This is a genomic window from Enterococcus sp. GPZ-007 (assembly GCF_059374735.1).
On sequence record NZ_JCAFYN010000028.1, the window covers coordinates 1 to 13,754 of the forward strand.

A 13,754-nucleotide genomic window follows, 5' to 3' on the forward strand; every position below is an offset into this window, starting at 1 on the left:
CTTCTTTATAATCAAAACAATGGATTTTAAATAGTGTTTCAAAAATTTTCTTATGTTGTAAACTCAAATATTTTTCATCCCGTAATAGCCGATAATGAGAACAAGGTATTGCAACATTGGAAATAGATTTCTCTTCTGATAATTTCAAAAATTCCTCAGCAACATTAACGATTAACAAAGCAGTTAACTCTTCAATATTTTTTTGATTTGAAAATGTTTCAAAAATACTAATTCTTTTTACTAAATAATCATCCCAATCGTATTCAACATCAAAATTCACTTTAATTGCAGCAAAAATTTCAAATACTCTATCCTGTCTCTTTATAAGATACTCAACTAAAAGCTTGCCAGCATCATTAAATCGCCCGTTTCTAGACAATAAACTGAGTATTTGGATTATTGGATCTATAATCTCATCATTTCCTTTTTTTGTTTGAAATTCCGATTGAGATACATTGTATTTTATAACTTCTTCCTCTTGTATTTTTCTAAAAACATAAGCGAATGCTTCCGTAGGTACAAATGCTCCAAATCGAATTAAAAATTCTTCTCTATTTTCTTCCTTTATCATTGCAAAGTTAACATATTTTAGTTCATTAGCTAAATACTCCGACCACTCTTTTGAAGAATCATACCCATCAATATGTGCGAGCATTTCTGTAATTTCATTTGCATAAGTAGGATATAATTTACTAAAAAAATTCCTAATTTTGAAAATTTGCCTGTTTGAAATAAAGTCAATCAATACAAAATCAGATAAACTTTGATCACTAACTTGAGCAATTCTGCTTTGGAATATATCACACAATTCTTTTTCATGCAGGTGAGTAACTGCATCTATGAAAACAGCAACATCTAATCTAAAAAAAGACAATAATTCATTCAAAAGTTCATGATTTTCAAGATCAACTTTGTTCATAAAACTAAGAATAAATAAAGTCACTTTTTCATTTTTGGAAATGGAATTTTCTTTAAGAATTTGATTGTAATAGATATCTAATATTCCTTTACTATTTTCAAAAAAATCACTGTTCCTATTTTCCATCATTGCTGCTAAAACAGCTATTCTAGGATTATTGTGCGCTAGTTTCATAATTTTATTTATGGCGTTTGTGTTAATCTCTGAAAGTACTCTTTTAATCAGCATTCCAAGTTTGATATCATCCATTAAGGGGACTTTTTCAACTCTGGTTTCAAATGATTGTAACAGAAAGCTTATTTCAAAAATTGCATATTCTCTAACTGTAAGAATGACTTTCAAATTTTGTTCATACTCTTTTAGTTTCAAAAGATTAATGATAGCGGAAAAATTGGTAATCGTGTTTGCATCATCTAAAAACAAATAATTTGGCCTATCATTTTCCAATGCATCCTTAATATCTTGATAGACAGGCAGGCTATTACTTTTTACGCAAATAACATTGCTATCAACTGATAAACACTTACATATTTCAATTGCCAGTTTAGTCTTTCCAGCACCTGGTGCACCAGATAATAAAAGTATTTGACTATCGTTTAGTTTATCTATTGACGTATGAATAATGTTCCTATCATCAATATACTTAATATTTAAAGGGGCATTTGTTTTACTTTTATCATGAATCTCGATAAATTGCTTGATAGACCAAACCTGTTCAGTTGTTTCAGCAATTCCTAAATACTCTCTTACTACATCCTGATATCTAAACTTTAGTAAATCCTGCGCTAATGTATCTATCCCTATGAGGGTCAATTTTGCTGGCTTAGCTAATTCTCTAAGTTCATTATCTTTCTTCACAGATAGATTCGATGACGTATGACAACAAATTATTTCTTGAATACTTTTTTTATCAACTTTTGTTTTAGTAATTGCGTCCTTAATATCTGATTCTAATTTTGCTGTTGAATCTTTTCTTGTTCCAGACATAACAAATGTATATCGCTCCACTTGGTCAGAAAAATTGTATGAATCAGGATTTCCGATTGTTGTTTTATCTGTTCCCTCCATGGACCCCAGTGAAACGATATTTTCCCAATTCATTTTTATATAAATGTATTTATCACACAATTGCTGAAACTTACCGCCCTCTAATTGTTTAATTTCATTTTGAATTCTATTTAATCTTGACATTATTACACCCCATCGCTCATACTTCTATTCATACTTCACCGATAGTTTACATTACCTACTACGGGGTTCACAATATGACAACTAACTTTAGTTACCATGATTATTGTCCATGTCTGATTCGAAAAAACGTAAATCTGAAAATTAATATATTGATCACGTTTTTATAGTTTAGACTACTTATATGAGAGGTGGTGGTTTCCTTGCTAAACAAAAAAAACATCTATCAGAGTGCATTACCAAAAATCAATGAGAATATGATTGTTATTAGACCACATCCTTTATTATGCCCATATATTGCCAACTACACTTTTACCGATCCCAGCACAATGCCTCACCAGCAAACGATCCTCCCAACTATCAGTTCAACCCTCGTTTGTACTTTTCAAAACGGACATTTCACTGCTGGATTGCGGGGCGTCAATACTAAACCAACAGCGATCGCCAACTATGCGCGTCAATTTGACTTTATGTTTCTAATCGAATTTCATGCCGCCGGATTCTATCCATTTTTAAAGATCGATCAGCATTACTTGGCCGATGACGGCTTTCTCCTCTCAGAGTTGGATCCGATCTTACATAAACAAATCGCTGAAGGATATTACACAGCCAAAAGTATCCTTGAGCTGACCAATAAACTTGATAAGATTTTTTTGACTAGAATCAATGACGCCGAAGTCAATCCTACCTTTCAGATTGCTTTCGAAAAAATCCTCTCATGCAATGGAACAATTCGCGTCAAAGATTTGGCTACTGAGAGCTACTACAGCGAGAAGCAAATGAATCGCCTATTCAGGAAATATGCTGGCGCAAAAGTCAAAACCTGTTCGCGCATTATTCGTATGAAAAAAGCCGTTGAGCTGTTGAATACCGAAACCAATATTGGTTTGCTTTTTGAACGAACAGGACATCATGATTACGCTCATTTTGTCCACGACTTTCGCGCAATCTATGGAATCACTCCGAAGGAATATCTAGAAAAGATGTCACTTTTTTACAATGACCCTTACAAACTGTGAAGGTATACTTTTTACTATAGAAATAAAAAGGTGGTTGATTTTATGTTTACACCCTACATCAGTTTTAATGGTGATTGTGAAGAAGCTTTTTTATGGTATGCGCAGCTCTTCAATGGCAAAATTCAACATATGGCTAAGTATGATGACATTCCCGAAAATCCTGAAATGCCGTTAGACAAGCGGTTGAAAAACAAAGTCATGCACGCGCGACTAGCCGTGACAGAATTTGATGGATTAACCGGCGCTGATTATCTGGAGCCGGTCGAGAAAAATGGAAACATTGCTATTCAGGCACACTTGCCGGTAGAATCATCAGCTAGAAAAGTCTTTGCGGAATTTGCAAAAGAAGGAATTGTGGTAACGGCAATCGCTAGCAATCCGCCGCCCGACGATGCCAGTATCAGCGGATGTGTGAAGGATAAATTTGGCGTGACGTGGATTATTTCAGCGATGAAGGAAAGCTAATTCAATAATAAGGATGAGCCAATAGCCAAACAGCTATTGGCTTTTTACAATACGTTGTTTGACCTGATAGATAAATCCTGTTACACTCAGATTGACCTAACAGGTAAAGGAGTGATAACTTTGACAGAACTCAATACAAATGATCCCAAGATCCAAAATATTTTGAATGCGGCGTTGAAGGAGTTTTCCCAACGAGGATATGAGGAGGCTTCGACCAACCGGATCGCTAAGGCAGCTGGAATATCCAAAGCATTAATGTTTCACTATGTAAAAAGCAAAGAGGAATTGTTTTTACTCTTGCTGGACTATTGCCAAAAGACAATTGCTGAGGATTATTGGAATAGGCTGGATTGGCAGGAAAAAGATATTTTTAAACGCCTACTGCAATCCTATACATTGCAGATTGATTTGAAGAAGCAGAATCCGTGGATTTTTGATTTTACCAATTTGCCGATCGAAACAAAATCAGAAGCGATCAATCAAAAAGTAGCACACAAGGCCAAACAACAGCCTTCCCATTGTGCAGAGGACTTCTTTAAAGATATTGATGAAACAAAATTTCGGAATGGACTTGACGTTGCTCGTTGTAAGCAATTGATTCTTTGGGGAAATATTGGCTTTACAAATGAGATATTGGAGGAACTAAAGCATGCCGATCATAGTCAGATCGATTACCAAGCGATCATTGATAAATTGACACAATATCTTGAAGATCTTCGAACCGTTTTTTATGGAAAATAATTGAGGGATGATTGATGAAAAGAATGCTGATTATCGCTGGCGGCGTCCTAATTTTTTGGTTAATCATTTCGTCACTTGCTGCCAAAAATAATCTGCAACAGAAAGAAGGTTCTGTGATGCATAAAGAAACTGTTATTATTGACTTTCCGCTGCGTGGCGAATGGTACACGGAAACAAGCCCGGCTGATCGTGTTCCCAGTCATGGAACGGATCGCTTTGGACTGAGCTATGCCTTTGATTTTATTCAAAAAGATCAAAAAGATGACTCGCATACTGGCGGTTCGGCTAGTTATCTTCTTGGCGGCATTCCATTGGAAAAGTATTATTGTTTTGGCCAACCCGTCTATGCCTCGTTTGCTGGTGAAGTCGTCACCGTGAAGAACAATACCTCTGATGGTGAGAAGGCTTCTTGGCTTCATGACCAGATGACTGCGATCCGGCATTCCCTTTTCTTCAATCCAGAACGAGACGGCTTTGAAGCAATTGCGGGTAACTATGTCATCATTAAACAAGCCGTAGGTATCTACGCTGCTTTTTGCCATCTGCAAAAGGACTCGATCACTGTTGCTGAAGGCGAAAAGATCACACAAGGAACCTATCTGGGAAATGTTGGGCATTCTGGTAATTCCACTGAGCCGCATTTGCATTTCCAGCTAATGGATTCTGCTATAATCGAATCAGCAAATGGTCTTCCCTTAGTTTTTGCAGCCTATGAAAAATTCAATGGTACGTCTTGGGAGATCGTCAAAAACCAAATTCCAGCTACGGGCGATCGGATTCGCTCACTGAAATAAATGCTGACAGAAACTAGGTGAAGTCCTTGAAAATGACTAATTTATATAAACCTCAGAATCGACAAGACCTGAGAGAATGGTTGGCAGAACATGCTGCCACTACAAAAGATTGCTGGGTGGTGATCGATCGCGATCAATCGAACCTGACCTATTTGGACATCGTTGAAGAAGCCCTTTGTTTTGGCTGGATCGACAGCACGAAGAAAAAGCTTTCTGAAACAGAAGTCGCACAGCGATTGTCTCCTCGTACCAAGAAAAGTCAGTGGACAGAGCTGAACAAGGAACGGGCCCGCCGTTTGATTTATTTGAATTTAATGACGGATTTAGGCAGAATGACCTTGCCTGATCTATCCCCAGATAGTTTTGTGATTGATCCGCAAATCTTGCAGGCACTTGAAGCAGACCCTGAAATTCTGCAAAATTTTTCAGCCTTTCCTGAACTCTACCAACGGATCAAGATCGACAATATTCAACGCTATGGCGCTGATGCTGAGCTCTTTGATCGAAGGCTGCAGAAATTATTGATCAGCACTAAAGCAAACAAAATGTACGGTGTCTGGGACGATGGCGGACGCTTAAGTAACTATAAAAATGAATGACCAGTCAAACCTCGGAAGTGAATCAATTGATTTACTTCCTTTTACTTACTCAAGCCTTCTTTTTAATCGTTCGAACAACCGGTCTCTTGTTTTCTCTTTTGGTAGCGAAGATGCTATTTTTTCGTCTTCTAGTTTTACTAACAGCCTGAATCGAATTGGATGCGTTCCTTCTATGGCACTAAAATCTTCCAGTATTCCACCCTCTGGCAGCATCGCTGCGACCAAATCTAATGCCTCTCTTTGAGAAATGTCTTGTGGTTCCATTCCCTTAGGCAGTTCAAATAAAATTTCCTGCATTCCAGGTATGACTTGTCTTTGCTGAAGGATCAGCTTTTTCGGATCTAAAATTGTGGGTTCAGCCTTCTTCTCGCTTATCACTTGAACAGGTGCTGTTTCCTGTTTTTGTGCTTTCGTCTGTCTCTTCTTGCGCTCTTTCGGCTTTTTCTCAATAATCCATCGCTCGTTTGTTTCAATAAATTTAGCCGTAACGACCTTTTCGATAAAATTAACACCATCTTGTTCAAAAACATCCAAGGTCGCTAACTTTTCTAGTGACGTCTTGATTTCTGCGTCTGGCTTGGTTGGATCGGCATTTTTCATGCGCCACGTGTGTTTTCTCCCGTTACTTTTTTCAAATGTCGCTGATAGACTGATCATATTTTTTCTCCCCTTTCTTCATTTATTTTTGAATTCAACGTCAAGAACCTGCCAAATTTGCTAATGGTTCCTTGATGAACTGATCGCGGAGTTTTTCGATTTTTTCGCTTAAGTAATTTTTGATTGAAAAAAGCCGGATGGAAACGACTTTCCATTCGTTTGAAGAAAAGTAATCTTTGAAGTAGAAATAATAGCGGCGTAGAATCCGGGAGGTTTTGGTTTGGAGCAATAATTTTTGAACAAGGTCCTTCATGAAAAATGAGAAGCCTTCATCACCTAATTCATCCCGTACCTGAAGCGCTACCAAATATTGGATCGTCGAATTTACATCACGGGTATCTTCATAATAGTCGTTGATGCGCTTTTGCAAGGTCTTTGGTTTTAACGAAAAAATCTGCTGAGTCGTAAATAATGGTTTGGACATCATAGTGCTCCTTTCATTTTTGGTTTGTGATCACGCCTAGACTATAATCCTCTTAAATTACTCTTGTCAATCGGCAAAAATTTTTAAAAGGCTCTTTTACAAGACCTTTTCATGCACAAATCCCTTCGTTATTCGGATCAGTAAAAAACTATCTTACTTCTTTATTTTTTATTAAAAAAAGAAAAAGTGAATTTCCTCCTATTTTGCGTATCTTATATTTTCGTTATCACCGACAAGTAGCGTAGAATGGACATAGAACGTTAATGAAAGGTTGTTTGCGATGGAAAATTACGTTACCAGAATCGATATTCCCGAAGTCGATGAATACCTAGCGCTGCGTCAGATTTGCGGCTTATCCACTCGAGGTAAAGAAGCGAGCAAAACTGGCCTATCTAATAGCATCTATTCAGTTATTATAAGAAACAGCGATCAGAAGTTGGTCGGTATGGGGCGGATCATTGGCGATGGCGGCACCGCTTATCAGATCGTCGATATTGCCGTTCACCCAACTGAACAAGGAAAAGGACTCGCAAAAGAGATCATGGACTTATTGATGACTTATGTTCACAACGAGATTGATCCCCAGGCTTACGTGAATCTTATCGCTGATCTCCCAGCAGATAAATTATATAAACAGTTTGGATTCGTTGAGACCGCGCCGGAAAGTATAGGCATGTATCTGAAACGATAAAAAAATAGGATTCCTTCGCGAAGGAATCCTGTTTTCTCGTTTATTTGGTAAACACTACAAAGCCTGGTAATTCTGGATGATCGATCACGAACCCTTCATGAATCGAACGTGCGCCCCAGAAAATCATCAAATCGCCTGCCGCCATAAAAATGTTGAAGGCCGAGAGCAAGATCAACTCTGTATTCGGAAACAGCAGCGATAGGAGAAAATATCCGCCGCCTAGTACAATCACCGGTGCCAAGACACCGATTTTATACGCTTTTGCCTCTAAGGCTTCTTTGCAATGGCAATAGGGCATTAATTCTCTAACATTGAATCCAAAGCTAATACTTTTCATTTTATTTTTAGCATAGTTCGCCCACGCCAATCCATGAATCAGTTCATGTACTGGAATTGAGACAATAAACAAAATGATGAACAGGAGAAAATTGATCTCCCACAATGGCGATGCGGCCGCTCCCCAACGCCAAAAATAACCAATCACGACCAACACGATAAACGGTATTGGCAACAGCATTCCCTGTGTTCCAGCTTCCTTAGCAGAAAAGGTTTTATCCTGCTTGTGATAATCCCTTTCCTCCATTTCTTGACAAAGCGCATCAAACAGCTCATACTTTTTGTTCTTCTTGCTTCTCCGCTTTCTTTCCATACCATAACCCCCTTTTTCCTATGTCCCCACATAATTTTTAACACCTTTTTTAACCCTTCCTATGGTCATAATATACGTTTTCACACTGCCACGTCAAAGGTTGGATACCATTTACTGTTTTTGTGAAAGAAGTCGGATTTTTTTGAATCACTTCTAGGAGAAAGATTGAATCCCCTCTTTTTAGATGTGTCATATTTGTTATAAATAAATAATCTTTACGGCAAGTCACCATGAAATAATACCGAGTGCTCTGGATGTACTTTGATAAACTCACGTAAACTTTTTCGTCTAATTCGCCCTGATTCTCTGCTCTTTTTTGGACAGCATTGCAGCCTTGAGCTATCTCATACTAACAAAACAGCTAAAATCACTAATCAATCGATCAATAATTCTAGCTGTCTCGCTTAAACTGTTTCCTTTTTAGATAGTCCATGCAATAGGGACTGATCAACGCTAAGAAAGCAATCAACAAACAAACTGTCGTCAAATGAGTAAAAATCTCGTAAGCCGGATAGATCGCACTAAAGGCGATTAAAAACCAGAAAGCTATCTGAAGAATCCCGCTTACTATGCTGCATACCCGATGAGCTTTTTCGTTTCTGCTTGAATCCATGCTTATTTTCCTCCCGTATGAATGCCCGACTACTTGTCAATAATTCAGTGCAACAACAAAAATAACCTTACAGAGAACGCTTACACTATATATAAACCAATCTCCCCTTACTATTATTATAAACGCTTGTTCATCGTTTCACGTTTTCGTTTTTTTGATATTTCCGTAAATTATTGGTAAATAGAAACAGTAATAATTACTATTATTTAGAGAAATAAGGCCAACAGCTGCTGCCATTGACCAATAGAGGTTTCTTCATTACTGAAGCTAAAAATAAAACAACTCTTCAAACTTCACATCCAAAGCGATGCACAGGATCAATGCTAATTTGGCGGTGGGACTGAATTGTCCGGTCTCAATCGAACTGATCGTTGTTCGTGAAACGCCGACTAGCTTAGCGAGCGCTGCTTGAGATAATTTTTTTCTTTTCGGGCTTCGTTTAAGTGTTTTTTTAAGACTAATTTTTCTTCAGACATACGACTCACCTAGACCGCTTTTGTGCCCGAGCGTAACTGGGCAATATGTAAGATGATGAAGATGAGTCTGACTACTAAATAGATCACACCAAAAAGTAATTCCCTGCGTCGTCTTAAGTAAAAGTATCTGACTAAGAAGTCTGTTGTCCCATAAGCAAAAGCCACTGCGTAAAGCCCAAATTTAAAGCCCCTATCCATGACCAGCTGGATCAGAATAGTAGTAAGTAGTAGGACTGACAAATAAATATTCGAAAAAAAACGGCGAAATCAATCGCTGGCTGATTCAAAACCTCATTCTAACGCAGTTTCTGATTAATTTGTTCAATCTCACGTTTGTATTTCAAATAATAAAAAATCCAAATAGCAAAGAAAATGAAGAAAAATGATAACGAAGCGGATAGCACTACCTGCCATTTAAAGGGAAACCATTGATTTAACCATGCAGCGATCATAAAAGCGATAAAGCTGCCTCCCATATGGATCAATGTTTGCGCTAAAATCGGCAGACTCTTCACGTTATAAATCAGACTCAGCAAGCCAATCACCACCGACAGTAAAACAAAGCTTACCACAATTTTTCTAACCTCACTATCTGCAAAGATGAAGGCAAACAGCATACAGATCGTACTGCCGATCCCGATCGATTGACCTAAGATTTTAACTATTTTTTTCATGATAACTCCCCCTTTTAAATTCCTAAATGACGTTTCAGCTGATCAACAAAACGACGGGAAACTGTGATTTTCTGCTGATTTTTTAAATAAGCGTACATACTGCCTGAAAAGGCGAGTTCCAGTTTTTGAATTTCCTTTGTATTGACCAATGCTGATTTTGAAACCTGCAGGAATTGCTCGCTAGGCAGTTCTTCCTTTAGTGCGACCAAAGATTTGCGAAAGGAGTAATTTTCCTTAGCTGTATAAAGCGTGACGATTTTATTGAATACCTCCAAGTAAACAATCTCCGCTTTGTTTAAAAAGATGAACTCATCCTTCACCTTAATCACTAATTGATTTTCTTGATAATCCTCTAAGCGATCAGCAATTTGCTTGCCGAGTTTTTCCTCCGCCGCACGAATGTGCACCTCTGGCTCTGTCCACTTTTTCTCGATCTCCATTTGAATCTTCAACCCTTTAAACATGTGCCACCCCCATCTGTATTCTTATAGTAAGCCATTTTGCATGATGAAAATAGTCGTTTTTCCTTTCCGGTAGGGTGCGTGTCCTATCCGGTAAAAGACGAAAAAAGAATCCTGTTTTCAAGGATTCTTTAGAAATTATTCTTCTGTTTGGCGCATTCTAAATATATCTACCTTTCGCTCTTCAGCCATTCGATCCAAGTTTTTATCCAAATAATCACAGGCTTCTCTATTAGAATTGGCGCGTTCAAAAACCTGGATCATGCCAAATGAATCTTTAACTTCGACACCATGAGTGGTCAGCACCTTAGACAATGCTTCAAGCACCGTCAAATCTTCACATTCAAAATGAAGAAGAAAATCACTTTGAAAGAACAGTTTTACCCTCAAATCTAAGTGGAATCTTTTTACGGTAATACTCATGATCGCGGTTATTTTTTTGACCGGATTTAGCTCGATCATTTCAATCGCTGAATATGGCAGAAACTCTAAGACAGGATCTTTTTCTTTATTTGTCAGCAGATTCAGTTCGTGGATCGCAAGACCTTCATCGTCAAAAGTCACACAACAGATCGGCGGGAACTTGGTAGGCATCACAGGATACAGCTGATCGTTGATTCTAATGGTAGTCATTAATATTCGATTTTTAGCAAACTCTTTAAAAGTCCGACTGTCCATCTAAAGTCTCCCCTTTTCCAATTGTATCTACTATCTTCATAGTAAACACGATTTTCCGCAGCGTCAATAGCTGCTACTACCATCAAAAAAAATATCCGAGCGAAGATTCCGCTCGGATTACTATTACTTTCCTTGGACCATTTCAACGCCAGCAGGTTCAGTTGCATAATCACATTCGCTATCCGTTTCCATGGGTCTTTCTTTTAAATCAACCGCTAATTGATGCTCCTGCAGCATACCGATCTTTTGGGTGATCAGTACTAAAAGCTGCTTCAAACTTTCTTCTGAATTGATCTTATTCTCAACGATCGCCTGACAAAGATATTCGATCTGATGACTTTGCTCGAATAGCTCCAAGTAGCTCTCGCTATGGTGATCGCCTTCACGAATTAAGTGCCAATCCGTATCATGATAATATGTATCATACATAATGAAATCTAGACGATACACAGCTAGTACGAATAAGTCTCTCACCTTTTGGCTTTCTCTTAATAGCTTCGCCAGTTCTGTTGAACCGTTTCTAATTTCTCCACCCAACTCTACCAACACGGAATAATTGTTTTGATATTCCTTTTTCAGCTTAGCAAACAAACGCGCTGTTTTGTTGATTTCCTTCTGCTTCTCGCGATATCTCAAATACTGAAACATCAGCAACGCTGCTAAAAATGAAAAGAAGCAGCCAAAGAAAGCCGTTGAGGCATTAACAAATGTTTTAATCATATTGATGTGTTCGCCGAAAAATTGCCTATTGAAATAGATCAGACCGATACTGACCACCGCAATGACTTCACCGACCAATAAAACGGCTAAAGAAACAATCGCTAGTTTTTGTTTTTCTGAAATCATTTTTCACCACACATTCAGGTTGAATGCTTCTCCTTATATTTTTTCTCCCAAACCCCTAAAAATAAGAACTCTCGCCTCCTTATTTTACTCATTAAACACTCTAGAAATTAATTTCTACATATTTAATTAATAAAATGACTTTTTTATAACAAAATAGATATTTTAGCGTTTAATAACGTTTTTTATTATATCATTTATTGATTATTTAATAAAGTCCTCATAAAGTTTTTGGATAAAAAATTTTATTTATAATTTTTAGTGAAAATGAATAATTCACATAAAAAGCACCATTGCTTACGAATCGTAAGCAATGGTGCTCGTTGCTATTTCATATTGTTATAGACCGGTTCGGAGACTTTCAAGGCTTCCGCATAGCGATCAACAAGGGGTTGATAAACGTCATGCAGCTCCATATTTGGTACAAACTTCTTTGTTTTTGTAACGAACTTCTTCGCGGTCTCCTGCATGTTATCAAAGATTCCCACACCATGACCCGCAATGATCGCTGTTCCCCACATCGCTGCATCGCCGCGATCAAGATTGTAGAAGGTCTTGCCCGAGACATCTGCCATCATCTGCATCCAAACTTCTGACTTGGCACCGCCTCCGATCACATTAACAACCTCGGTATTATACTCTGGATATAACTTATCAATATTCCGCATTGACAACGCAAAATCAAAACTAAAGCTTTCCAAAAGTGCCCGATAGAAATGTCCGATTCCATGGCACCAGTCAAAATTGTAGAACATGCCCTTAAGCAAACCATTTAACGGCATCGCGCTGCCGCCCAGCAAACCGATCGCACCTAGATTATTTGAACCCGGTTCGACCTTCTCTACTTCGGCTTCCACTCGTTTGAAGGCTTCAGAGATTTTCTCGCCATCTTTGCGCACGAAGGTATTGACGAACCAATCGATGGTGATCCCAGACCCAGCAATGAAATGCGTTGATAAGAAATGATTAGGAATCGCTGATCCTAAAACATCCAAACGGCCTTCCGCCATATCAGGACGATACTCCTCCACACAACAGCTGATTTCCCCATAAGAGCCCGCTTCAAAAATCATATCGCCGGGTGTCACGATCGCCGCACCTAATGCACCGGCTACCTTGTCGCCTGAACCAGAAACCAGAGGAATTCCCGCTTTCAACCCTGTTTTCGTCGCTGTTTTTTCTGACAGATGACCACAGACTTCACTGGCGTTGACAATCTTCGGCAAATACTTCTGATCCAAGTCAATGGCAGCACAGATCTTGTCTGACCAAGCATTTTGGTTGATATCCGATAATCCGGTCCATGCCAGATAGGAACGATCAATTGTTGCCTCTTCAATCGGAATATCACTCAGCTTGCCGATAATGTACGAACTGATCATCATATATTTCGCAATTTTCTTACTCTCCTCTGGAAAATCCTTCGCAAACCACTCGAATTTCGAAGCCATCTGGGGAGAATTCGTCCCTGCCAGCTCAAGAAAATCATTTTTCAAAAAGGTCATTTGCCGTTCCGCATACGGCATATAGCGTGTATCCAGAGAACAGGACCAAGTCGTGATGTCGTTCCAATCCTTGTCGACCCCGATAAAACCAGCCATCTGCCCTGTGAATCCAATGGCGGCGATCAGGTCTGCGTCATCACCGATCGTGACGACGACTTTCTTGATACAGTTTACGACTGATTGAAATAACTCATCGCCCTTTTGAATGAAGCTTCCCGGACTCGGCCGATAATCCTTCACCGGCTCAAGTTCTTCAGCGATACATTGACTCTCCGTGTTATATACTCCCGCTTTAATAAAACTCGTCCCAAGATCAACTGACATTAATAGTTGTTTACCCACATTTCCACCCCGTTCT

Annotated in this window: 16 protein-coding genes and 1 pseudogene; 6 read left to right on the forward strand and 11 right to left on the reverse strand. The window is 38.6% G+C overall.

Annotated features, from left to right (window positions below):
* Nucleotides 1–2,110 (reverse strand): nSTAND3 domain-containing NTPase (locus AC4J95_RS13925; protein ID WP_494550399.1); only part of this gene is annotated, 2,110 nt, incomplete at its 3' end.
* Between the two features lie 191 nt (nt 2,111–2,301).
* On the opposite strand from AC4J95_RS13925, the gene AC4J95_RS13930 reads away from it, so the two are divergent.
* From AC4J95_RS13930 to AC4J95_RS13950, 5 genes are all read left to right on the forward strand, one after another.
* Nucleotides 2,302–3,126, forward strand: coding sequence for an AraC family transcriptional regulator (locus tag AC4J95_RS13930; protein ID WP_494550400.1), 825 nt, complete (start codon nt 2,302–2,304; stop codon nt 3,124–3,126).
* A 42-nt stretch (nt 3,127–3,168) separates the two neighbouring features.
* Nucleotides 3,169–3,591, forward strand: coding sequence for a VOC family protein (locus AC4J95_RS13935; RefSeq protein ID WP_494550401.1), 423 nt, complete (start codon nt 3,169–3,171; stop codon nt 3,589–3,591).
* A gap of 111 nt (nt 3,592–3,702) precedes the next feature.
* A complete protein-coding gene (locus AC4J95_RS13940; RefSeq protein WP_494550402.1) occupies nt 3,703–4,332 on the forward strand; it encodes a TetR/AcrR family transcriptional regulator in 630 nt (209 codons plus the stop codon).
* 14 nt (nt 4,333–4,346) lie between these two features.
* On the forward strand, nt 4,347–5,126 hold the full coding sequence (locus AC4J95_RS13945; RefSeq protein WP_494550403.1) for a M23 family metallopeptidase: 780 nt from the start codon (nt 4,347–4,349) through the stop codon (nt 5,124–5,126).
* 32 nt (nt 5,127–5,158) lie between these two features.
* On the forward strand, nt 5,159–5,725 hold the full coding sequence (locus AC4J95_RS13950) for a YdeI/OmpD-associated family protein (RefSeq protein ID WP_494550404.1): 567 nt from the start codon (nt 5,159–5,161) through the stop codon (nt 5,723–5,725).
* Nucleotides 5,726–5,770: 45 nt separating this feature from the next.
* On the opposite strand, the gene AC4J95_RS13955 is transcribed toward AC4J95_RS13950, so the two are convergent.
* A complete protein-coding gene (locus tag AC4J95_RS13955) occupies nt 5,771–6,382 on the reverse strand; it encodes a DUF2922 family protein (protein WP_494550405.1) in 612 nt (203 codons plus the stop codon).
* A 40-nt stretch (nt 6,383–6,422) separates the two neighbouring features.
* A complete protein-coding gene (locus tag AC4J95_RS13960) occupies nt 6,423–6,806 on the reverse strand; it encodes a hypothetical protein (RefSeq protein ID WP_494550406.1) in 384 nt (127 codons plus the stop codon).
* Between the two features lie 280 nt (nt 6,807–7,086).
* Between AC4J95_RS13960 and AC4J95_RS13965 the strand changes: the two genes are divergently transcribed.
* Complete coding sequence (locus tag AC4J95_RS13965) at nt 7,087–7,497, forward strand: GNAT family N-acetyltransferase (protein WP_316403902.1); 411 nt, start codon at nt 7,087–7,089, stop codon at nt 7,495–7,497.
* Between the two features lie 40 nt (nt 7,498–7,537).
* Here the strand turns inward: AC4J95_RS13965 and AC4J95_RS13970 are convergent, their stop codons facing one another.
* From AC4J95_RS13970 to AC4J95_RS14005, 8 genes and pseudogenes are all read right to left on the reverse strand, one after another.
* Entirely contained in the window at nt 7,538–8,146 is a 609-nt protein-coding gene (locus AC4J95_RS13970; protein ID WP_494550407.1) for a DUF3267 domain-containing protein, read from the reverse strand.
* A 391-nt stretch (nt 8,147–8,537) separates the two neighbouring features.
* Nucleotides 8,538–8,759 (reverse strand): hypothetical protein, encoded by a 222-nt coding sequence (locus AC4J95_RS13975; protein WP_316403905.1) that lies wholly within the window; start codon nt 8,757–8,759, stop codon nt 8,538–8,540.
* A gap of 267 nt (nt 8,760–9,026) precedes the next feature.
* Nucleotides 9,027–9,235 (reverse strand): annotated as a pseudogene (locus tag AC4J95_RS13980) (helix-turn-helix transcriptional regulator).
* Nucleotides 9,236–9,531: 296 nt separating this feature from the next.
* A complete protein-coding gene (locus AC4J95_RS13985) occupies nt 9,532–9,909 on the reverse strand; it encodes a DUF3021 domain-containing protein (protein ID WP_316403914.1) in 378 nt (125 codons plus the stop codon).
* Nucleotides 9,910–9,923: 14 nt separating this feature from the next.
* Nucleotides 9,924–10,373, reverse strand: coding sequence for a LytTR family DNA-binding domain-containing protein (locus AC4J95_RS13990; RefSeq protein ID WP_494550408.1), 450 nt, complete (start codon nt 10,371–10,373; stop codon nt 9,924–9,926).
* 135 nt (nt 10,374–10,508) lie between these two features.
* Nucleotides 10,509–11,048: a hypothetical protein gene (locus AC4J95_RS13995; RefSeq protein WP_494550409.1), complete on the reverse strand. Its 540-nt coding sequence runs from the start codon at nt 11,046–11,048 to the stop codon at nt 10,509–10,511.
* A gap of 123 nt (nt 11,049–11,171) precedes the next feature.
* On the reverse strand, nt 11,172–11,894 hold the full coding sequence (locus AC4J95_RS14000) for a hypothetical protein (protein WP_316403918.1): 723 nt from the start codon (nt 11,892–11,894) through the stop codon (nt 11,172–11,174).
* A 323-nt stretch (nt 11,895–12,217) separates the two neighbouring features.
* Nucleotides 12,218–13,738 carry a xylulokinase gene (locus AC4J95_RS14005; RefSeq protein ID WP_494550410.1) on the reverse strand — a complete coding sequence of 507 codons (1,521 nt, stop codon included), beginning with the start codon at nt 13,736–13,738 and terminating at the stop codon, nt 12,218–12,220.
* Nucleotides 13,739–13,754 lie beyond the last annotated feature (16 nt).